Annotated in this window: 19 protein-coding genes; 9 read left to right on the top strand and 10 right to left on the bottom strand. The window is 67.7% G+C overall.

All coding sequences use genetic code 11. The annotated features are described in order from the left end of the window. Positions 1-174: 174 nt before the first annotated feature. Genes ACZLHH_RS12500 through ACZLHH_RS12510 form a run of 3 tightly spaced genes read left to right on the top strand, consistent with a single transcriptional unit; the run spans position 175 to position 2,406 of the window. The gene (locus ACZLHH_RS12500) at positions 175-1,230 is read left to right on the top strand and encodes a sensor histidine kinase (RefSeq protein ID WP_180845275.1); all 1,056 of its coding nucleotides are present in this window, start codon (positions 175-177) and stop codon (positions 1,228-1,230) included. Then, positions 1,223-1,864, top strand: coding sequence for a response regulator transcription factor (locus ACZLHH_RS12505; RefSeq protein ID WP_180845274.1), 642 nt, complete (start codon positions 1,223-1,225; stop codon positions 1,862-1,864). Before ACZLHH_RS12500 ends, ACZLHH_RS12505 begins: the two co-directional genes overlap by 8 nt. Then, positions 1,861-2,406, top strand: a complete 546-nt coding sequence (locus tag ACZLHH_RS12510; RefSeq protein ID WP_180845273.1) for a DUF1697 domain-containing protein — start codon at positions 1,861-1,863, stop codon at positions 2,404-2,406. The genes ACZLHH_RS12505 and ACZLHH_RS12510 overlap by 4 nt, the downstream gene beginning before the upstream one ends. A 99-nt stretch (positions 2,407-2,505) precedes the next feature. Here ACZLHH_RS12510 and ACZLHH_RS12515 read toward each other — a convergent pair whose 3' ends face one another. Together ACZLHH_RS12515 and ACZLHH_RS12520 are read right to left on the bottom strand one after the other, a co-directional pair. Next, the gene (locus ACZLHH_RS12515) at positions 2,506-3,678 is read right to left on the bottom strand and encodes a low temperature requirement protein A (RefSeq protein ID WP_180845272.1); all 1,173 of its coding nucleotides are present in this window, start codon (positions 3,676-3,678) and stop codon (positions 2,506-2,508) included. A 9-nt stretch (positions 3,679-3,687) separates the two neighbouring features. Beyond that, the gene (locus ACZLHH_RS12520) at positions 3,688-3,954 is read right to left on the bottom strand and encodes a hypothetical protein (protein WP_032129472.1); all 267 of its coding nucleotides are present in this window, start codon (positions 3,952-3,954) and stop codon (positions 3,688-3,690) included. Between the two features lie 203 nt (positions 3,955-4,157). Here ACZLHH_RS12520 and ACZLHH_RS12525 point away from each other — a divergent pair, with 203 nt between their 5' ends. From ACZLHH_RS12525 to blaL1, 4 genes are all read left to right on the top strand, one after another. Next, the gene (locus ACZLHH_RS12525; RefSeq protein ID WP_180845271.1) at positions 4,158-4,682 is read left to right on the top strand and encodes an RNA polymerase sigma factor; all 525 of its coding nucleotides are present in this window, start codon (positions 4,158-4,160) and stop codon (positions 4,680-4,682) included. After that, positions 4,679-5,530, top strand: a complete 852-nt coding sequence (locus ACZLHH_RS12530; RefSeq protein ID WP_049422184.1) for a FecR family protein — start codon at positions 4,679-4,681, stop codon at positions 5,528-5,530. Before ACZLHH_RS12525 ends, ACZLHH_RS12530 begins: the two co-directional genes overlap by 4 nt. A 71-nt stretch (positions 5,531-5,601) precedes the next feature. Next, entirely contained in the window at positions 5,602-8,031 is a 2,430-nt protein-coding gene (locus ACZLHH_RS12535; protein WP_180845270.1) for a TonB-dependent receptor, read from the top strand. Between the two features lie 95 nt (positions 8,032-8,126). Continuing rightward, positions 8,127-8,999, top strand: a complete 873-nt coding sequence (blaL1, locus tag ACZLHH_RS12540; protein ID WP_180845269.1) for a L1 family subclass B3 metallo-beta-lactamase — start codon at positions 8,127-8,129, stop codon at positions 8,997-8,999. Positions 9,000-9,127: 128 nt separating this feature from the next. On the opposite strand, the gene ACZLHH_RS12545 is transcribed toward blaL1, so the two are convergent. Together ACZLHH_RS12545 and ACZLHH_RS12550 are read right to left on the bottom strand one after the other, a co-directional pair. Then, positions 9,128-9,667, bottom strand: coding sequence for a DUF411 domain-containing protein (locus ACZLHH_RS12545; protein WP_180845268.1), 540 nt, complete (start codon positions 9,665-9,667; stop codon positions 9,128-9,130). A 477-nt stretch (positions 9,668-10,144) separates the two neighbouring features. Continuing rightward, a complete protein-coding gene (locus tag ACZLHH_RS12550; protein ID WP_180845267.1) occupies positions 10,145-12,430 on the bottom strand; it encodes an FdhF/YdeP family oxidoreductase in 2,286 nt (761 codons plus the stop codon). 243 nt (positions 12,431-12,673) lie between these two features. On the opposite strand from ACZLHH_RS12550, the gene fdhD reads away from it, so the two are divergent. Continuing rightward, positions 12,674-13,522, top strand: coding sequence for a formate dehydrogenase accessory sulfurtransferase FdhD (gene fdhD / locus ACZLHH_RS12555; protein WP_180845266.1), 849 nt, complete (start codon positions 12,674-12,676; stop codon positions 13,520-13,522). 38 nt (positions 13,523-13,560) lie between these two features. Here the strand turns inward: fdhD and ACZLHH_RS12560 are convergent, their stop codons facing one another. Beyond that, complete coding sequence (locus ACZLHH_RS12560; RefSeq protein ID WP_032129465.1) at positions 13,561-14,097, bottom strand: carboxymuconolactone decarboxylase family protein; 537 nt, start codon at positions 14,095-14,097, stop codon at positions 13,561-13,563. A 106-nt stretch (positions 14,098-14,203) separates the two neighbouring features. On the opposite strand from ACZLHH_RS12560, the gene ACZLHH_RS12565 reads away from it, so the two are divergent. Continuing rightward, the gene (locus tag ACZLHH_RS12565; RefSeq protein WP_180845265.1) at positions 14,204-15,085 is read left to right on the top strand and encodes an AraC family transcriptional regulator; all 882 of its coding nucleotides are present in this window, start codon (positions 14,204-14,206) and stop codon (positions 15,083-15,085) included. A 116-nt stretch (positions 15,086-15,201) separates the two neighbouring features. On the opposite strand, the gene ACZLHH_RS12570 is transcribed toward ACZLHH_RS12565, so the two are convergent. From ACZLHH_RS12570 to ACZLHH_RS12590, 5 genes are all read right to left on the bottom strand, one after another. Then, positions 15,202-15,759: a TetR/AcrR family transcriptional regulator gene (locus ACZLHH_RS12570; RefSeq protein ID WP_071227996.1), complete on the bottom strand. Its 558-nt coding sequence runs from the start codon at positions 15,757-15,759 to the stop codon at positions 15,202-15,204. Between the two features lie 4 nt (positions 15,760-15,763). Beyond that, the gene (locus ACZLHH_RS12575; protein WP_180845264.1) at positions 15,764-17,296 is read right to left on the bottom strand and encodes an MFS transporter; all 1,533 of its coding nucleotides are present in this window, start codon (positions 17,294-17,296) and stop codon (positions 15,764-15,766) included. 149 nt (positions 17,297-17,445) lie between these two features. Further along, on the bottom strand, positions 17,446-18,192 hold the full coding sequence (locus ACZLHH_RS12580; RefSeq protein WP_180845263.1) for a hypothetical protein: 747 nt from the start codon (positions 18,190-18,192) through the stop codon (positions 17,446-17,448). Continuing rightward, positions 18,192-18,830 (bottom strand): DUF3299 domain-containing protein, encoded by a 639-nt coding sequence (locus ACZLHH_RS12585; protein ID WP_180845262.1) that lies wholly within the window; start codon positions 18,828-18,830, stop codon positions 18,192-18,194. The genes ACZLHH_RS12580 and ACZLHH_RS12585 overlap by 1 nt, the downstream gene beginning before the upstream one ends. Then, positions 18,820-19,371: a DUF3299 domain-containing protein gene (locus tag ACZLHH_RS12590; RefSeq protein ID WP_180845261.1), complete on the bottom strand. Its 552-nt coding sequence runs from the start codon at positions 19,369-19,371 to the stop codon at positions 18,820-18,822. The genes ACZLHH_RS12585 and ACZLHH_RS12590 overlap by 11 nt, the downstream gene beginning before the upstream one ends.

Genomic DNA, 19,371 nt, shown 5'->3' on the forward strand with positions numbered 1-19,371 from the left:
TGGTCGGCACAGACCCGGGTAGTGCCGGCCGCTGGCCGGCAACCTCATGATCTCCGGGACGATCCTGCAGCTGCCGGCCAGCGGCCGGCACTACCAGGCATCGCTTTGGTGGGTGCCCGCATCCACCCAAGGCGGCTTTGCTATCCTTTCCCCCCACGCCCGGGAGCCGTTCCGATGCCATCGCTGTCGCCCCGCCGCCCGCTGGTGCTGCTGGCCCTGATCATCGTGATGGCGGCGATCTTCCTGATCGACACCGTCACCGATTACGCGGTCGCCGCCGCCTGCTTCTACGCGGCGGTCATCCTCGCCGCAGCGCGCGTACTGAGCGCGCGCGGGCTCATCACCCTGGCCGTCGCCTGCATCGCACTCACCGGGCTGAGCTTCTTCCTCACCCGCTTCGGCACCTACCGCATCGGCCTGGTCAATTCGGTGATCGGCATGCTGGTGATCGGCATCACCACCTACCTGGCGTTGAAGATGGAAGCGGCCAAAGCCGCAGTGCAGGAGGCACAGGGCCGCCTGCTGCGAGTGGCGCGCGCGTCGACCGTGGGCGAGCTGACCACCTCCATCGCCCATGAAGTGAACCAGCCGCTGGCGGCGATCGCCAGCAGCGCCGAGGCCTGCCAACGCTGGCTGGCGCAGGACCCACCGAACGTGGACAAGGCACGGCAGACCGTGGCCCGCATCCTGGCCGATGCGCATCGCGCCGGTGACGTGATCGCCCGCATCCGCGGCCTGACCCAGGGTGCAGCACCGGAACGACGCGCGTTCGACCTGAACCAGGCGGTGGAGGAAATGCTGGCGCTGTCGCGCAGCGAGCTGGACCAGCACGGCGTGGCCGTGGCCCTGCTGCTCGATGCTGACCTGCCGCTGGTACAGGCTGATCGCGTGCAGGTGCAGCAGGTGATCGGCAACCTGATCCTCAATGCGGTGGACGCGATGGAAGCAGTGCCGCCTGCCGACCGCCGTCTGTCCCTGTTGACCCAACGCGACGGACAGCGGATCAGCCTCAGCGTGCGCGACCGCGGTATCGGCCTGCCAATCGACCATCCTGAGCGCGTGTTCGATGCGTTCTGGACCACCAAATCACACGGACTCGGGCTCGGTCTCAGCCTGAGCCGTTCGATGATCGAGGCCAACGACGGCAGGATCCGAGCCGAGCGCCCCAGCGGCGGAGGTGCCTGCTTTGTGTTTGACCTGCCCGTTGCCACGGAAGTCCCCCATGCGTAAGCCCGCTGCACCCGCTGCCGATCCAGCGCCCATCGTCTACGTGATCGACGACGATCCGTCGGTGCGCGCCGCGCTGGAAGACCTACTCGCCTCGATGGGCCTGCAGGTACGGGCCTTCGCCTCCACCCAGGCATTCCTCGAGCACGAACTGGAAGACGCACCGGCCTGCCTGGTGCTGGACGTGCGCATGCCCGGCCGGAGCGGGCTGGAGTTCCATCGCACGATGGGCAGCCACGGCCTGCAGCTGCCGGTGGTGTTCATTACCGGCCACGGCGACATCGCAATGGGCGTCAACGCGATCAAGGACGGTGCCATCGAGTTCCTGACCAAGCCGTTCCGTGACCAGGAGCTGCTGGATGCGATCCACAAGGGCATCGACATCGACCGCCAGCGCCGCAGTGACGGCGAGGCACTGGACGCCCTGCAGCAGCGCTGGAACACCCTCAACGCCGGCGAGCGCGAGGTGGTCGACGGCGTGGTGCGCGGCCGCCTCAACAAGCAGATCGCCGGCGACCTCGGGGTCAGCGAGATCACGGTGAAGGTGCGCCGCGCGCAGGTGATGCGCAAGATGGGCGCGCGTACGCTGGTCGACCTGGTGCGCATGTACGACCGCCTGCAGGCAGGTTCCCCATGAGCGTGCATGTCGCGCTGCTGCGAGCAGTCAATGTCGGCGGTACCGGCAAGCTGCCGATGGTTGAACTGGTGGCGATGTGCGAAGACGCCGGCTTCACCGACGTCCGCACCTATATCGCCAGCGGCAACGTGGTGTTCCGCAGCGGACTTGACGAAGCCGGCGTGCGGAAAGCCCTTGGCCAACGGCTGCAGGCCTATGCAGGAAAACCGGTGGGTGTGCTGGTGCGCTCGGCAGCCGAGATCGCGGCGGTTGCCGCCGGCAATCCGTTCCCACATGCCGCCGGCAATCGCGTGGTCGCGCTGTTCGTTGATGAGGTACTGCCCGCCGATCCCTTGACCGGGGTGACCGGCCTGCGCGATGAGCAGCTGGCGCTGGGTACCCGCGAGATCTTCGTCCACTATGGCGACGGCATGGTCGACTCACGCCTGCGGATTCCCTATGCCCAGCAAGGCACCGCCCGCAACCTCAACACGGTCGGCAAGCTTGCGGCAATGGCCGCCGCGCTCGGCCAGGCCACCTCAGGCGGTAGAGGGCGGCGGTAGAGTCGACTGTCAGTCGACTATCGCGCGCAGCGCGGGATTTTCCACAACCTTGTGGAAGAGCAGTCGACCAACATTCGACTCTACCCGGCAGAGGGCTGATCACGCCCGTTGCAGACGGTGCTTCAACCGCGTATCCATCAACCCCACCGCCAGCAGCACCGCGCTGGTCAACCAGCCAGCGGCCAGCAGATGGGTCTGCGGCAACACCACGCCCAGCACGCCCAGCGCCACCGCACCGATCAGATGCGAGTACGGTGCGCGCCCGTATACCACGCGCTTGTACAGCGCGCTGCCCAGCAGGTAGATCAACGGGCCGGCCACCAGCACCGTCGCATACACCGGCGTCACCGCAGCGTGCGGGTGGTCCATGACCAGGTCATTGCCCACCGCCGTAGCGATGATCCCGGCGATCAGCAACGCATGCACATAGTGGAAGTTGGCCCCCATCCGGCCCGGGTCTTCGGCATGGCTGATGGCCTCGGTGGCGTCGCGGCTGGAGATGCCGAAGTACAGCCACCACATGGCGATCGTGCCGGCGAACGTTGCCAGCACCGCCGACACCACCGCCCCACTCCACTGTTCGATCTCGCTGAGCACGCCACCGGTCGCCAGCAGCGTCTCGCCCAGTGCGACGATGACGAACAGCTGGCAGCGCTCGGCCAGGTGCCCGCCCTCGATAGTCCACTCGCGGGTGTGCGAACGGCCCAGCCCCGGGAACGCGAAGCCGAACATCGGCGAGACGTATTCGCACGCCACGGCCACCGCCCACAGCGCCAACCGCGTATTGCCCTCGGCTGCTGCACCTGCCAGCCAGAAGCAGGCCGACACGCTCACCCAGGCCAGCATGCGACGGAAGTTCGGTGCCAGTGGATGCGTGCGACCGACCTCCAGCAGCACGAAGGCGGTACGCCCGACCTGCATGGTGGCGTAGGCCCCGGCAAACACCCAGGCGCGGTCAGCGAACGCCTCGGGAATGGACGAGGACATCAACAAGGCCAGCAGCATGGTGGCAAACAGCAGGCCGCGGATGCGCGGTGCCTCCGGATCGAACCAGTTGCTGACCCAGCAGGCGTACTGCCAGCCCAGCCACACCGCAAACCACAGCACCAGGGTCTGCAGCACGCCGGCCAGATCCAGGTGATGCAGCAGGTGGTGGCTGAGCTGGGTGACCGCGAACACGTAGACCAGGTCGAAGAACAGCTCTTCGTAGGTCACGCGCGCATGGTGGCCGTCGCGCTGGCGCAGGGCCGGCAATCGCAGTCGTGTACTCATGGCTTTCCTTCAGCGCGCCAGGCGCCAGTAGAGCAGACCGGCCAGCAGGGCCGGCACCGCGAACACCAGCAGCAGGATCGGCAGTTCTTCGCGCATCCCGTAGCCGGCCTTGCTGACGCCTACCCACAGGTTGGCCACCGTCACCAGCAGCCAGGTGGCAATGAACGCGATCAGGGCCGTGGGCAGCTGTGAGGTGCCCACGCTCCACAGCCGCCCGAACAGCAGGAACACCCCAAGCAGCACGACGCCACCCACCATCACCAGAAGCACATGCATGGTCCACCTCCTTGAGCCTGCAGGCAGGCTAGCCGTGGGCGATTCTGCGCTCCAGCCGATGATCGTGGATTCACTTTCCAGGCGCGGCGAACAATCGCCCTGACGATCGCGGCATGGCAAACGAGAACAGTTCCCATTAGTATTGCGTCATTGCGCAGGGATGACCTCCCGGCACCCGCCTTTCACCCTTGCTGCCCGTCCGGATGTCCCAGCCGACACTTCCCCGCCCACCTGCGCTGCCGCTGGTGACCTCGCTGGTGCGCCACTACGAGGAACTGGTGGACTACCTGCATCGCCGGTTCCGCTCGCCCGGGCTGGCCCGCGAAGTGGTGCACGATGTCTGTGTGCGCCTGCTGGAACGCCCGGCCGTGCATGACGCCCGCCAACCGATCGCGCTGCTGCGCAGGATCGCCCACGATGCGGCGGTCGACCGCTGCCGCGCCGAGGATCTGCGCCGGCACTGGGTGGAGCCCCGCGCAGAGCTTCCCGAAGGCGCCTGCGAGCGCCCCGGACCCGAGCGCCAGGCGCAGGGCCAGCAGGCGCTGCAGCGGCTGACCGCCAGCATCGAGCGCATGCCCTGCCGTCGGCAGCAGGTGTTCATCCTGCACAAGATCCACGAGCTGCCCCAGGCCGAGGTGGCGCAGCGGATGGGCATCGGCCTGAAGGCAGTGGAACGTCATCTGCGCCTGGCCATGGCCGACTGCCGGCTGCACGGTGCGCTGCGGTGAGCCCTGCATCGCCCGATCCGGCACCGCCGTCGGCGCCCGCCGAACCGTCCGCCGAGGACATGCTCGACCAACACCGGGAGGCACTGAAGGAGCGTTTCCCGTTGCCAGGCCCGGAGCAGTTGCAGCGGCGGCGCGGCGGATCTGGCGCGAAACGGGTACTGCCGGTGCTGTTGCTGGCGGCTGCCGCGCTGCTGCTGGCCGACCCGGCCTGGCAGGTGCGTGACTACCAGACCGCCGTTGGCGAGCGCCGCGACATCGAGCTGCCGGACGGCAGCCGCGTGCTGCTCGACGCGGGAACCCACCTGCAGGTCCGTCGCCATCTGCGTTCGCGGCAGGTGCTGCTGGCGCAGGGCCATGCGCGCTTCGAGGTGCAGCATTCGGCGTGGCGCCGCTTCCAGGTCGATGCCGGGCCGGTACAGGTACGCAACTACGGCACGGTGTTCGATGTTGACCGCCAGGGCGATCTCAGCGAAGTCACGCTGTGGCGTGGCGAGGTCGGTGTCAGCGTGGATGGCGGCGGCACCGAGCAGCGGCTGAAGCCGGGGCAGCGCCTGCTGGCCCAGCCGGGGTCGCTGTCTCCGCCGGAAGCCGTGGATCCGGACCGGGCCGACTGGACCACCGGCCGGCTGCAGTTCGACCGCATGCCACTGAGCGAGGTGCTGCGCATCCTGCAGCGCTATCACGACCGTCCGATCGTGCTGGACGACCCGGCACTGGGTCCGCTGCAGGTGTCGGGCGTGTTCGATGCCGATCGTGCCGAGACGGCGGTCGCGCTGCTGCCGGAGATCCTGCCGGTCCAGGTGCATACCGCCGCCGACGGCAGCCTGCATCTGCGCGCCCGCGATTGATTGCCACGCCGAGGGTGGGTTGCGCGCCGTCCCATCCGGCAAGTGCTTGAACCCTTCCGAAGGACCCCCGCATGACCCGCCCTGTTCCGCCCGCCGCACTGCGCCGGCTGGCCCCCACCCTGCTCGCTGCCTGCCTGTGTGCGGCGCTGCCCGCCACCGCGCAGACCGCTGCGTCCGCACCCGTCGAACTGCACCTGCCGGCCGGCCCGCTGCAAACTTCGCTCAACTCGCTGGCGCGGCAGAGTGGCATCCAGCTGCTGTTCGCGGCCGACAGCGTGAGCGGCCGCAACGCGCCCGCCCTCGACGGCCGCTACACCCCGCACGACGCCCTGCAGCGCCTGCTGGCCGGGCAAGGCCTGGCGATGCAGGAGCGCTCGCCGGGGGTGTTCGTGGTGAGTGCCACGCCAGCATCCCCCAAGCCCCGCGCTCCGGCCCGGGCCGCGTCATCGGCAGCGTCCCAGGCCACGACCACTTCGCTGGCCCGGGTCACGGTATCGGCCTCGACCGCGCGCATGCCGCAGGGCGAGACCGCGATGCCCAACACAATCACCGTGCTGACCCGCGAGGACATTGCGCAGCAGCTGGCGCTGGGCTCGGATGTCTCGCGCGTGCTGTCGGCGCAGATCCCGGCATTTGCCCCGGCGCGCGAGAAGATGTCCAACTACGGCGAAACCATGCGCGGCCGCGGCATCCTGTACATGGTCGACGGCGTGCCGCAGTCGACGCCGCTGCGCGATGGCTCACGTGATTCGCACACCATCGATCCGGCCATGATCGAACGCATCGAGGTCATCCACGGCGCCAACGCGCTGCAAGGCATCGGCGGTACCGGTGGCATCGTCAACATCATCACCCGCAGCGCGCCCAGCGAGCCCGGCGCCTTCCTGCTCGACACCAACGTCAGCTACAGCTCGGCCCTGCCCAGCCGCCGTGATGACAACGGCCAGCGCGGCTCGGCACTGGTCGGCGTGCGCGGCGAGCAGTTCGATCTGGTGGCCGGCCTGGCGTATGAGAAGCAAGGCCTTTACCACGACGGCGAGGGCCGTTCGATCGGTACCAACGCGCAGGGCGAACTGATGGATTCGACCTCGTCGAACGTGTTCGCCAAGCTGGGCTGGAACATTGCCGAGGGCCACCGCCTGCAGCTGATGGCCAACCGCTACGAGCTGCGCGGGCTGGACAACTACCTGGCGGTGAACGGTGATTACCGCACCGGCCGCCCGACCATTTCGGTGCCCGGCGATACCCCGCTGGAGCCGCCGATGAACCGCTCGCGTTCGTTGACGCTGGACTACAGCGCCGCCGATCTGCTCGGTGGCCGCTTCCAGGCGCAGGCCTTCGCGGTGGACTTCGAAGGCCGCTATGGCGCCAGCCAGTGGGATCCGTGGGGCAACACCGGCGCCAACGCCGCCTGGGACCAGACCCAGAACGAATCGGACAAGCGCGGCTTCAAGCTGACCCAGAGCTGGGCCCGCATCGCCGACACCACGCTGGACGTGACCCTGGGCCTGGACGGCCTGCGCGACCGCACCCACCAGGTGCTGCTGGCCAGCGGCATGAACTGGGTGCCGCAGACCACCTACCAGAGCCTGTCGCCGCTGCTGCAGCTGCACTGGTGGCCAACCGACCACCTGATGCTGTCCGGCGGCCTGCGCTACGAAAAGGGCGAGCTGGAAGTAGGCGACTACACCACCCTGCCCCGCTACGGCGCACGCAAGGTGGCTGGCGGCAAGCCGACCATGAGCGAGACCCTGCCCAACTTCGGCGCGGTCTGGTACATCAACGATCGTCTCAATGCCTACGCCTCGTATTCGGAAGGCTACACCGTGGCCGACGTCGGTCGCGTACTGCGCGCGATCAACCGCGACGGCCAGCGCGTTGACAATCTGATTGACCTGTCACCGGTGGTGTCGGACAACCGCGAGATCGGCCTGGAGTACGACGATGGTCGTTTCAGCGGTGACATCGCCTACTACACCTCCGAATCCAAGCTGGGCTCGGTGCTGATCTACGATCCGGGCATCGACGCCTATGCGGTGCAGCGCCAGGCCACCCGCGTGGAGGGCTTCGAAAGCAACCTGCGCCTGCGCCTGGGCGACAGCCGGCTGGGCCTGGGTTATGCACGCGCCAACGGCCGCTACGATGCCGACGTCGACGGCCGCCTCGACAGCGACCTGGCCGGTGTCAACATCGCGCCGAACCGGCTGACCGCGTTCTGGGAACAGAGCTGGACGCCGCAGCTGAGCACCCGCCTGCAGGCCAGCCATGCCTTCGACCGCGACTTCGACCTGCGTGGCGCGCGGGTGGCGGAGTTCGAGGGTTACACCACGGTGGGCCTGGTCGCACGCTACACGCTGGACAAGCACGCCTTCACGCTGGGCGTGCAGAACCTGGCGAACAAGCAGTACATCAGCTACTACTCGCAGACCACGCCGTCGAACCCGAGCTATTTCTCGGGCCGTGGCCGGGCGGTGACGCTGGGGTGGCAGTACCGGTACTGATCCATGGCGCCCTTATGGGAGCCATGAAATCTATGCGCGACGCGATGAAGGAGGCCCATGCTAGTTTCTGGGCCTCCTTCAAACGGACGTGAACCATGCGTTTTTCCCCGCTCGCCTTCGCCCTGGTCACTGCTCTCCCGATCGCGCACGCCAGTGGCGCCGAGACACCACTGCCGCAGCTGCGGGCCTACACCGTGGATGCTTCCTGGCTGCAGCCGATGGCACCGCTGCAGATTGCTGACCACACCTGGCAGATCGGCACCGAGAACCTGACCGCATTGCTGGTGCAGACCTCCGAGGGCGCCGTGCTGCTGGACGGTGGCATGCCACAGATGGCCGGCCACCTGCTGGACAACATGAAGGCGCGCGGCGTGGCCCCGCAGGACCTGCGGCTGATCCTGCTCAGCCATGCGCATGCCGACCATGCGGGCCCAGTGGCGGAGCTGAAGCGCCGTACGGGCGCCAAAGTAGCGGCCAACGCCGAATCGGCGGTGCTGCTGGCGCGCGGTGGCAGCGACGATCTGCACTTCGGCGATGGCATCACCTACCCGCCTGCCAGTGCAGACCGCATCGTGATGGATGGCGAGGTGGTCGAGGTGGGCGGCATCGAATTCACAGCGCACTTCATGCCCGGGCACACCCCGGGCAGCACCGCGTGGACCTGGAGCGATACCCGCGAGGGCAAGCCGGTGCGCATCGCCTATGCCGACAGCCTGAGTGCACCGGGCTACCAGCTGCAGGGCAATGCGCGCTATCCGCGCCTGGTCGATGACTACAAACGCAGCTTCGCGACGGTGCGGGCGTTGCCCTGTGACGTGTTGCTGACCCCGCATCCGGGTGCCAGCAACTGGGACTACGCCTCCGGCAGCAAGGCCAGCGCCAAGGCACTGACCTGCAAGGCCTACGCGGATGCGGCCGAACAGAAGTTCGACGCACAGCTGGCCAAGGAAACAGCCCGCGCCCGCTGATTCTGTAGAGTCGAGCTTGCTCGACTGAAGCAGAGCAGTCGAGCACGGCTCGACTCTACAAAGAGCACGCCGAGGGTGGGCTCGGCTCTCCGAAGGGTGCCGGTCAGGACGACCGGCACCGCCGCCTGTCAGCCGCCCTGGCCGTGCTGCGCGAACGGCTCGGTGGTGCCATCGTTGCGCACCAGTTCAACGGTGTACGGCTGCACGTAGCCGTCCGGCATTTCCATGCCCGGCGAGCCGGCCGGCATGCCCGGCAACACCAGGCCGCGCGCGGCCGGCCGCTCCGCCAGCAGTCGCTTGATGTCTTCGGCCGGGATATGGCCTTCAACCACGTAGCCACCGATCTCGGCGGTGTGGCAGGAGGCCTTGCCGACCGGCACACCCAGCCGGACCTTGATCGGGTTCATGTCATCGGTATTGCGTACATCCACCTGGAAGCCTTCGGCCTTCAGGTGGTCGACCCAGATGCCGCAGCAGCCGCAGCTTGCGGTCTTGTGCACGATGGCGATGGGCAGTGCCGGATCCACCTGCGACGGGCTGGCCTTGATCGGTGCCGCCGGGGCTTGGCTGGCAACCGGTGCGGCAGGCGATTCTTCAGCTGCACGTGCGCAGGCGGTGCTGGCCAGCACGGTGCCCAGCAGCAGGCCGAGGGAGAGAGAACGGTTCATGGTGTTGATTCCTTTGCAGATGCGGGCAACGCGGCCCGCTGCCTGCGCATCGAAGGCACAGGCAGAGTCGAGAATGAGTCGAGCAGCTACGGCAGGCGCTTGAGGCCTGCAGGGAATCACACGATGGGAGGCCGTAGCGGATCCGGCAACGGCGGCGGTGCTCGTTGCTGGGCGCTGGCTGGCAAAGGCGCCTCACGCCAGGGTGACGCTGGCGTTCCGCTCAGGGTGGCCAGCATGCCGAGGCTGGCCGGCGGGCATTCGCACTCATTGCTCTGGCAGACCGTTGATGCTGCCTCGTCGCAGCATCCGGCCATGGCCGCCGAATGCGGTGCGGCGCAATGGTCCGCGCTGGACTGCGCGGCGTACGAGGATGAGGCAACCGCAAGCGCCGGTGCGTTCAGCACCAGGGCAAGGAGGAGCATCCATCGCAGCAGCAGGCCAGGCAGGTTCACCGGACGATGATAGCCGATGCGCGGGTCACGCAATCGCCGCCACCATTGCGCTCATCCGCACCGGGATCGACTTGGCCGCTGGGGTACCGCTGACCCGGTCGTAGTAGTCCAGCGGCAGCAGCGGGTTCAACTCGGGGTAGTAACCGGCCAGGGCGCCGCGCGGCATCGGGTAGTCCAGTACGGTCAGGCCCTCGATGCGCCGCTGCACGCCATCACCGCTGATGGTCTCCAGGCTGACCAGCGCCTCCTTCTCCAGCCCGCGCGCCAGCCGGTCCTCGATGTTCATGAACAGCACCATGCGATCGTTGTACACGCCGCGGTAGCGGTCGTTGTAGCTGTAGATGGTGGTGTTGTACTGATCGTGCGAGCGCACCGTGGCCAACCGCAGCATCCCGGGATCGTCCACCGGCGCGTCCACGTCCAGGCCTGGCATCACCAGGATGTTGGCCTTGCCGTTGGGCGTGGGCCACACCCGGCGGCGCGGCGGAATGTCCAGGTGGAAGCCGTGCGGCTGCTGGATCCGCTCGTTGAAGCCGGTGTAGATCTCCGGATACACCGCCGCAATCAGCTCGCGGATGGATGCGTAGTCATGCATGCACCCCGCCCAGTCGACCTTGCTGTGCGGCAATGTTGCCAGCGCCATGCGACAGACGATCTCGACCTCCGGGAGCACGTCCGTGCTGACCGGCTCGAGCACGCCGCGCGAAGCGGTCACGTTCGACATCGCGTCTTCGATAGTGACGAACTGCTCGCCGGCAGGCGTAACGATGCGCTCCGAACGCGCGACCACCGGCAGGATCAAGGCATCGCGGCCGTGCACCAGATGACCGCGATTGAGCTTGGTGGCGATGCCCACCGTCAGCTCCAGGCCACGCATGGCCTCGTACGCGCGCGGCGTATCGGGCACGGCGTGGATGAAGTTGCCGCCCATACCGATGAACACCTTGGCGCTGCCGTCCAGCATCGCCTCGATCGATTCGACCACGTGATGACCGTGCTCGCGCGGCGGATCGAAGCCGAACACCTGCTGCACGCGTTCCAGATAGGCCGGCTTGGGCTTCTCGTCGATGCCGACGGTACGATCGCCCTGCACGTTGGAATGGCCACGGATCGGCCCGATGCCGGCACCGGGCTTGCCGAAGTTGCCACGCAGCAACAGCAGGTTGGCCACCTGCTGCAGCAGGGTCGAACCATACTGATGCTGGGTCAGGCCCATGCCATAGCAGATCACCGTGGCCTTGGAGCGGATGTAGATCTCGGCGCAGCGGCGGATCTGCGCCTGGGTGATGCCGGAAACCTGCACGATCTCGTTCCAGTCCTGTGCCATCACGTCCGCGCGCAGTGCGTCCAGGCCTACCGTGTGCTCGGCCAGGAAATCGTGGTCAAGCACGCGCTCACCCTGCGCCTCGCGTTCGAACATCACCTTCATCATGCCCTTGATCAGGGCCAGGTCGCCGCCGATGCGGATGTGCACGAACTCGCTGGTGATCTCGGTCGAACCGAACGTGGCCATCTGCACCACATCCTGCGGCTCGGCGAAACGGATCAGCGCGCGCTCGGGCATCGGGTTGACCGCCACGATCGGGATGCCGCGTTTGCGCGCCTCGACCAGGTTGCTCATCATCCGCGGCGAATTGGTGCCGGTGTTCTGGCCGATCACGAAGATCGCCTCGGCGTGCTCGAAATCCTGCAGCACGATGGTGCCCTTGCCCACACCGATGGCCGGCGGCAGGCCGCGGCTGGTCGGCTCGTGGCACATGTTCGAGCAGTCCGGGAAATTGTTGGTGCCGAACTCGCGCACGAAGATCGAGTACAGGAACGCGGCTTCGTTGGGTGTACGGCCGGAGGTGTAGAACTCGGCCTGGTGCGGGCTGTCCAGCGCCTGCAGATGATGGCCGATCAAGGCAAACGCCTCGTCCCAGCTGCACGGCACGTAATGATCGGTGGACGCGTCGTAGCGCATCGGCTCGGTCAGCCGGCCCTGCATCTCCAGCCAGTAGTCGGTCTGCGCCATCAGCTCGGTGACCGTGTGCTGGGCGAACAGCTCGCGGCCAGCACGGAACTGGGTGGCTTCCCAGGCCAGTGCCTTGGCGCCGTTCTCGCAGAATTCCAGTTTCCTGCGCTCGTCGGCATCGGGGAACGCACAGCTGGGGCACTTGAAGCCACCGGGCTGGTTCATCGCCAGCAGCGCCTTCGAGCCCTTGCCGATCACGCTCTGCTGCAACAGCACCTTGGCCGTGGCACCGGCGGCACCCCAGCCACCGGCCGGCTGGTTGTAGGGCTTGTAGCGCGGTGGCTTCTGCTCGGACATGTTCGGGAACCTGGCGGGAGGAACACAACAATCAACGGCGCGGGATGGGCGGGATGCGGCGTCTGCAGCGCGGCCAGCCCCGCAGTCAAGCACGGACAAGGCCGCTTCGCCAGAGGCATATGCTGTTTTCAGCGCAGCCTGCCATGACAACGGTTACACCCGCGTCAGCGCCCGGCCACTGCGCTATTCTCGAAGCCGTGGGTGGTCCACCACCTGCGTATTTCCCTTGCCCGGACGCGCTGCATGCCTGACTCGACCCCGCCGCACTCCCCGCCTGCCGGCACGGCCCAGCGTCCGTTGCAGCGCTGGCGCAGCGAGGGGCACCAGCAGCAGGTCGACGTGGTGGCCGAGGAAGTGCCGGTTGCACTGCGCTACAACGGCGCCGCCTTCGCGGTGATGATGGCCACGCCCTGCGACCTGGAAGACTTCGCGCTGGGTTTCTCGCTCAGCGAGGGGCTGATCAATACGCCCTCGCAACTGCTGTCGATCGAGGTGCGCCCGCAGCTGGAGGGCATCGAACTGCAGATGACCGTTTCCGAAGACGCACCCGGTGCCGATCTGGATCCGGCCAATGGCCGCCTGCTGCCCGGTCGCGGTGGCTGCGGACTGTGCGGCACGCGCCAGCTGGAGGATGTGCTGCGCCCGCTGCCGCAGATCCGCGAGCGCCGCACCTATCCTCATGCCGCGTTGCAGCGGGCGCTGGCCACGCTGGCGCAGCATCAGCCGATGAATGCGGTGAGTGGATCGACGCACGCCGCGGCCTGGGCCGATGCCAGCGGGCGGATTGGCTGGGTGCGCGAGGATGTGGGCCGTCACAATGCGTTGGACAAACTGATCGGCGCCCTCCATCACAACGAGCACGCCATCGACGGTGGGTTGCTGGTGATTTCCAGCCGCGCCAGCTATGAGATGGTCAGCAAGGCGATACGTGCGGGTGCCAGCGTGCTGGCAGCGGTGTCTGCGCCGACCGCCCTGGCGATCGACCTGGCCCGCAGTGCCGGACTGTGCCTGGTCGGATTCGCGCGGGAGAGCGGGTTCAATGTGTATACCCATCCCGAACGGCTGCAGGCGGACGACAGCCACGATAACTGAGAACGGCCGGGAGCAAGACGCCCCCGGCCTGATGGACCTCAGCGCAGCGCCACCTTGGGGAAGTCCACCGGCACGTCGAACGCCACGTTGACGTAGTTGGTGAACAGGTTGAGCGCCACATGGGCGAGGATCTCGACGATCTGCTCGTCATCGAAGCCGGCTGCGCGCAACGCCTGCACATCACTGTCGGCGATCTGCGCACGTTGCTCGACCACCTTCAGCGCGAAGTCGAGCGCCGCCGAAGTGGCCGGATCGCTGGACTGGCCGATCTGCGCGGCAGCCATCTGCTCGCTGCTGGCGCCGGCCTTGCGACCCAGCGCCGTGTGCGCGGCCAGGCAGTATTCGCAGGCATTGCGGTTGGCGATGGCGACGGCGATCTGCTCGCCCAGCAGCGGCGACAGGCGACCGCCGCCCAGTGCGCCGAACGAGCCCCACATGCTCTGCAGGGCGGCCGGCGAATTGGCCACCGCGCGGAACATGGCCGGGGTGGCACCGAAGGCGGCGTGGACCTGGCCCAGCAGGGCCTGGCGGTCGGCGGTGGTGTTGGCGGCATCGATCAGGGGGACACGGGACATGGTGGATCTCCTTGGGAAAGCGCCCGGGATTGGACGACCCGCTCATCCTAGGTAGACTCGACGGACTTATTGACCGTAATAATCCACAAATGTTGTCCATTCGTCCATGCGCATACCCACCGACACCTCCGCACCCGACCGCCTGTCCTCCCTTCTGGAACGCTTCCGCGTGCAGGCCGCGCTGTTCCACAGCGGTCCGCTGTGCGGGCGCCATGTCTTCGAGCCGCAGCCCGGTCGTGCGTTCCTGCACATCCTGCGCCAGGGTGAGATGGAGGTCCGCCATCCCGATGGCGATACCGCGCTGCCTCGGTTGAAGATCGACACCCCGAGCCTGCTGCTGTACCCGCAGCCACTGCACCACGTGTTCTTCAATGCGCCGCTGGATGGCCCCGACTTCACCTGCGCCACGCTCGACTTCGATGGTGGCGCGCGCAACCCTATCGTGCAGTCGCTACCGCCGGTGATGGTGGTGCCGCTGGCCGCGATCAGCGAACTGGACGACACCTTGCATCTGCTGTTCACCGAGGCCGACCGCCAACGCTGCGGTTCGCGGCTGCTGACCAACCGGCTGTTCGAGGTGGCGCTGATCCAGATCCTGCGCTGGGTGGTCGATCATCCCGATGCGGCCGGGGTCAGCCACGGGCTGATGCGCGGGCTGTCCGATGCGCGGCTGGCCCGTACGCTGGTGGCGATGCACCAGGCGCCACAGGACGAGTGGACGCTGCCGCGCATGGCTGCCACCGCTGGCATGTCGCGCAGCGCGTTCGCAGCGGTGTTCAAGGAGGTGATGCAGGCGACGCCGGCCAGTTATCTGCTGGATTGGCGGCTGAGCCTGGCCTGCGCGCAGTTGCGGGCGGGCGTGGCGGTCAAGCAGGTGGCGATCGAGGTGGGGTTTGCCGATACCGCATCGTTGTCGAAGGCGTTCCGCAAGCGGTTGGGGGCTTCGCCCAGGGCGTGGTTGGCGGCGACCGCAGCACAGGCTGGGTAAATGGAGAGGGGTAGAGTCGACCGCTGGTCGACTATCGCGCGAAGCGCGGGATTTTCGTGAGCAGCCGACCAGCGGTCGGCTCTACCAAGAGCGGCGTCCCCGCGTCGGTCGACGGCTCAGCTGGACGTCCCATCAGACTTCGCCAGCAGCCCGGCGATACGCTCCGCCACCTGGCCGCGCACGCTTTCATCCAGCTGCCCTTCGTACATCGCCTCGTAGATCCACAGGCCATCGGCGGCCAGCCGCGCCACGAAGTTGTCGAGCGCAGCCGGGTCATTCTGTCCGGCCGACGGCGGCAACGGTGCCCAGCGCCGCACAGCCGGTCCCCACGGACGCTCGTCGGCGTCCGGGTCGGCCGATTCGAGCATGAACATCAGCTCGGCGCGGGTGGCGCTCTGCGCCGACACGCGCACGAAGGTCTGGTAGCGCTCCAGCGCCGATGCTTCCTCCGCACGCTTGCCCAGCAGCGTTTCCATCGACGTCTCCCAGGCCTGCACCAGATGCTCGTCGATGCCGCGCAGCAGCGCCTCGCGCGACGGGAAGTGGTACAGCAGGCCGCCGCGGGTCAGCTTGGCCTCGGCCGCCACCGACTCGAAGGTCACCGCGCGCACGCCGTCACGATTGATCACGTTGACGGCGGCGTCGAGGATGCGGTCGCGCTTGCTGGTTCTCATCGCGTCATTTTACGCGATCGGCCGCACCCTCGCGGCCACCGACGCGCCCCCGCAGCAGGCGCGCGATGATCGCCGCGCCCACTGCCAGCACCACCGTGATCACCAGCAGCACGATCTGGTAGCCGCGGTCATACGCGGCCGCAGCCAGCGCGAACCACTTGCCCTGCCCGCTTTCGCGTGCGGCATGCAGCGCCTGCGTGAAGCCATCTCGGGCAAGCTCGGGCATGTCGGCCGAGACCGGCAGGAAGGCACCGTACATTGCCGCGCTCAGGCTGCCCAGCATCGCCACCGCCAGCAGGCCACCGAATTCGTAGGACACCTCTTCCACCGACGAGGCCATGCCCGCGCGGTGCGCCGGTACGTTGTTGAGGATGGCAGTGGACGCCACCGAGATGGCCGAGCCCATGCCGAAACCGGTGATCGCCATGCCGGCCACCACCCAGCCGAGGCCGTGCGGGAAGCCGAACGCCACAACACCGACACCCACGGCGCCAGCCGCCAGGCCGCCGCAGATCAGCGGACGCAGGCCCACGCGGTGCAGGATGCTGCCGCCCAGCAGTGCACTCGGCAGGCTGCCCAGCGCCGCCACCGATACCAGCAGGCCTGCCTGCAGCGGTGTGAAGCCCGCCACCAGCTGGAAACGCTGGGTGGTAACCAGCTGCAGGCCGGCCATCGCGAACAGGGTGAACACCGCCGACAGCGTGCCGGCCAGGAACGCCGGATTGCGGAAGATCGCGAAGTCCAGCAACGGGTACGGCAACTGCTGCTGGCGACGTGCGAACGCCGCGCCGCTGATGACGGCCAGCAGCAGCGCACCGGCACCCAGCGCATACGACGGCGGCGTAGCGATCAGCGACTTGATCGCCAGCACCAGGCCGGACAGCGCGGCCAGCGCCAGCAGCGAGGACACCATGTCCCAGGGGCGCGACGTGTCGCGCTGGCCCTCCGGCGCCAGCAGCAGCGTGGCCACGAATGCGACCACCACCACCGGCACGTTGATCAGGAACACCGAGCCCCACCAGAAGTGCTGCAGCAGCCAGCCGCCGATGATCGGACCCAGCGCTGCACCGACGATGGCCACCGAGCCCCAGATCGCGATGGCGATGTTGCGCTCGCGCTCTTCGTGGAAGCTCAGGCCGATCAACGCCAACGTGGCCGGCATCATCGCGGCCGCGCCGATCGCCAGGAACGCGCGCGCGGCAATCAGCTGCGCCGCTGTACCAGCGAACGCCGCTGCCAGCGAGGCGATGCCGAACACCACCAGGCCGATCAGGAACATGCGACGGTGGCCGATGCGGTCGCCCAGCGTACCCGCGCCCAGCAGCAGGCCGGCCATCACCAGCGGATAAGCGTTGATGATCCACAGTGCCTGGCCGGCACTGGCCGAGAGTTCCTCGGTCAGGGTGGGCAGTGCGGTGTAGAGCACGGAGTTGTCGAGCGTAACCAGCAGCAGGCCGGCGGCGACGGTGAACAACAGCGCCCAGCGACGGGCACGCGACAGGGCCGGAGCACCGGCCAGGGGCTGGGACAAAGCCATGGGAGAACCTGGTGGGGGCGGAGTACGGCCATAACTATACAGGATGTCCTGTATAGTTATCAGGACAACGCCGCCGGTTCAGATTGGGGCCCGGGCAATGTTCATGTTGCAGTGCCCGTATGCCGGGTCGTGGCCGGTGTCAGGAATCATCACCGGCAGTCTTCCGGCAGCGCGGCAATCGCCGACACCACCGCACCCTGCATGCCCTGCCCCACGGCCATGTCCAGTTCCCCGCCCGTTCCCCCATGCTGGCGCCGCAGTTCGTCCTCGCACAGCCCGCGTACCCGCGCACGCGCATTGGCGCGCAGGCTGCTGCATCGCCAATCGGTGCCACCCAGCGGCAACACCGAATACACCACGCTATTGCAGGCGTTACCGGCCCGCTGCTGCAGCGACAGGCCGCCGAAATCACGCGGTTCGCTGCTGCGCTGCGGATCGAAATAGCTGTCCGGGAAGGTGCGCGCGTACTGTTCGATGTCCACCTGCATGCTGCGCCCGCCGGCCAACGGCATCTGCAGCGGCTGGCCACACGGCGTCGCGTCCGCCCGATGCTGGATGTACTGGTAGATCGGCCGGTCCAGTGATGGATCCTGCTGGGTCACCGCACTGACCGCCGCCAGCACCGGCAGCGATGCACGATTGGCCATGCGCGCCAGCAGTCCCGCCTGCGCCGGCTGGCAGCGGTCGCGCAAGGTCGCCGCAAGCAGGAACAGCACGTCGTTGCGAAAAGCGTGGTCTTCGCCGAGGCGTTGTTCGATGCGCTGGCTGGCATCGGTCGCGGGTGCCGGGAAGGCGATCGCCGGTGGCTCGGTCACGTCGACGCGCAGGTGCCACCACACCAGCAACACCACGCTGGTGACCAACACGCCCGCAACGATGATCCAACGCGTGCGCATCAATCGTGGATCGCCGTCAGTGTCGCCGCAGCCGCGTCGTAGGACGCGCTGGCGATATCCGCATCGAAGCGCTTGACCTGCAGGCGGCCGGCAAGCCGGTACGGGTCCCACAGGTCTCCCAGTGCGATCGGCGTGGCCAGGGTCACATGGATGATCTGGTTCGGTGGCGGTGGCGGCACATGGATGCAGGCCCCGTAGAACGGCACGAACAACAGTTCCTCGACCAGTCCCGCGTCGTTGGTGCCCAGCGGCACCACGTAGCCATCCAGATCCACCGCGCGACCGTCGACAGCGTCGACCACGCGCGAAGAGCCGAACTGCTTGGCGCGATCCGGGCTGGAATGGTCGATCTCCTGTCCCGGTGGCGTGCCCGAGCCGGTGTCGTCGATCAGCCCGCCCACCCCGTCCATGCCATTGCGTGACAGGCCGATCTGCGGCGGCGGGCGCTGGTAGGTCACTTCGTCGGGCCGCAGTGCATCCCAACGGTCGATGGGCGCCTCGGTCGTGGCCGGCTGCGCCGCTGCCGGTGCTGCCGGTGCTGCCGGTGCTGCGGCGACGGTGGTGGCGCCCCCACCCGCCTGCGTACACCCCAGCAAGCCCAGGCAACACGCCAGTCCGATCAGGACGCTACGGTTCATACGGCCTCAGCTGCGCATCGCGCATGGTGTAGGCGGAGCCGGCCAGATCATCGTCCAGCCGTTCGGCGCGCAGGGTACCGGCCAGGAAGAACGGCGAATACATGTCCGGCATCTCGATCGGGCGCGGCAGCACCACGTGCACGATCTGGTTCGGCGGTGGCGGCGGCACATGGATGCAGGCGCCGTAGTACGGCACGAACAGGAATTCGGTCAGCCGCCCGTCCTCCGCGTTGGCCAGCGGCACCACATAACCCGGCAAGCGCACCGGCCGCTGCAATACGGTGTCCACGGTGCGGAACGTACCGAACTGCGGCATGCGCCGGTTGCCGTTGTGCTCCACCTCCGGGCCCTCGCCGCGTTCCAGCGCGGCCAGCTCGTCCCTGGGCATCATCTGCAGCCAGTCCAGCTCCTGTTCCTCGGCAGCTGCCGGGGCATCGCGATCGATCACCGGCGACGGTGTCAGCGCCTGCACGCCGGTATCGACCGGGCGTTCGCAGGCGGTCAGCACGAGCAAGATTGGCAACAGCGGCAACCAGCGCAT

This window comes from Stenotrophomonas sp. 28608_Sma, from assembly GCF_056486185.1.

Coding starts and splice junctions, on each gene's coding strand:
- ACZLHH_RS12500 (WP_180845275.1), top strand. CDS start 175: ATGCCATCGCTGTCGCCCCGCCGCCCGCTGGTGCTGCTGGCCCTGATC.
- ACZLHH_RS12505 (WP_180845274.1), top strand. CDS start 1,223: ATGCGTAAGCCCGCTGCACCCGCTGCCGATCCAGCGCCCATCGTCTAC.
- ACZLHH_RS12510 (WP_180845273.1), top strand. CDS start 1,861: ATGAGCGTGCATGTCGCGCTGCTGCGAGCAGTCAATGTCGGCGGTACC.
- ACZLHH_RS12515 (WP_180845272.1), bottom strand. CDS start 3,678: ATGAGTACACGACTGCGATTGCCGGCCCTGCGCCAGCGCGACGGCCAC.
- ACZLHH_RS12520 (WP_032129472.1), bottom strand. CDS start 3,954: ATGCATGTGCTTCTGGTGATGGTGGGTGGCGTCGTGCTGCTTGGGGTG.
- ACZLHH_RS12525 (WP_180845271.1), top strand. CDS start 4,158: ATGTCCCAGCCGACACTTCCCCGCCCACCTGCGCTGCCGCTGGTGACC.
- ACZLHH_RS12535 (WP_180845270.1), top strand. CDS start 5,602: ATGACCCGCCCTGTTCCGCCCGCCGCACTGCGCCGGCTGGCCCCCACC.
- blaL1 (WP_180845269.1), top strand. CDS start 8,127: ATGCGTTTTTCCCCGCTCGCCTTCGCCCTGGTCACTGCTCTCCCGATC.
- ACZLHH_RS12545 (WP_180845268.1), bottom strand. CDS start 9,667: ATGAACCGTTCTCTCTCCCTCGGCCTGCTGCTGGGCACCGTGCTGGCC.
- ACZLHH_RS12550 (WP_180845267.1), bottom strand. CDS start 12,430: ATGTCCGAGCAGAAGCCACCGCGCTACAAGCCCTACAACCAGCCGGCC.
- fdhD (WP_180845266.1), top strand. CDS start 12,674: ATGCCTGACTCGACCCCGCCGCACTCCCCGCCTGCCGGCACGGCCCAG.
- ACZLHH_RS12560 (WP_032129465.1), bottom strand. CDS start 14,097: ATGTCCCGTGTCCCCCTGATCGATGCCGCCAACACCACCGCCGACCGC.
- ACZLHH_RS12565 (WP_180845265.1), top strand. CDS start 14,204: ATGCGCATACCCACCGACACCTCCGCACCCGACCGCCTGTCCTCCCTT.
- ACZLHH_RS12570 (WP_071227996.1), bottom strand. CDS start 15,759: ATGAGAACCAGCAAGCGCGACCGCATCCTCGACGCCGCCGTCAACGTG.
- ACZLHH_RS12575 (WP_180845264.1), bottom strand. CDS start 17,296: ATGGCTTTGTCCCAGCCCCTGGCCGGTGCTCCGGCCCTGTCGCGTGCC.
- ACZLHH_RS12580 (WP_180845263.1), bottom strand. CDS start 18,192: ATGCGCACGCGTTGGATCATCGTTGCGGGCGTGTTGGTCACCAGCGTG.
- ACZLHH_RS12585 (WP_180845262.1), bottom strand. CDS start 18,830: ATGAACCGTAGCGTCCTGATCGGACTGGCGTGTTGCCTGGGCTTGCTG.
- ACZLHH_RS12590 (WP_180845261.1), bottom strand. CDS start 19,371: ATGCGCTGGTTGCCGCTGTTGCCAATCTTGCTCGTGCTGACCGCCTGC.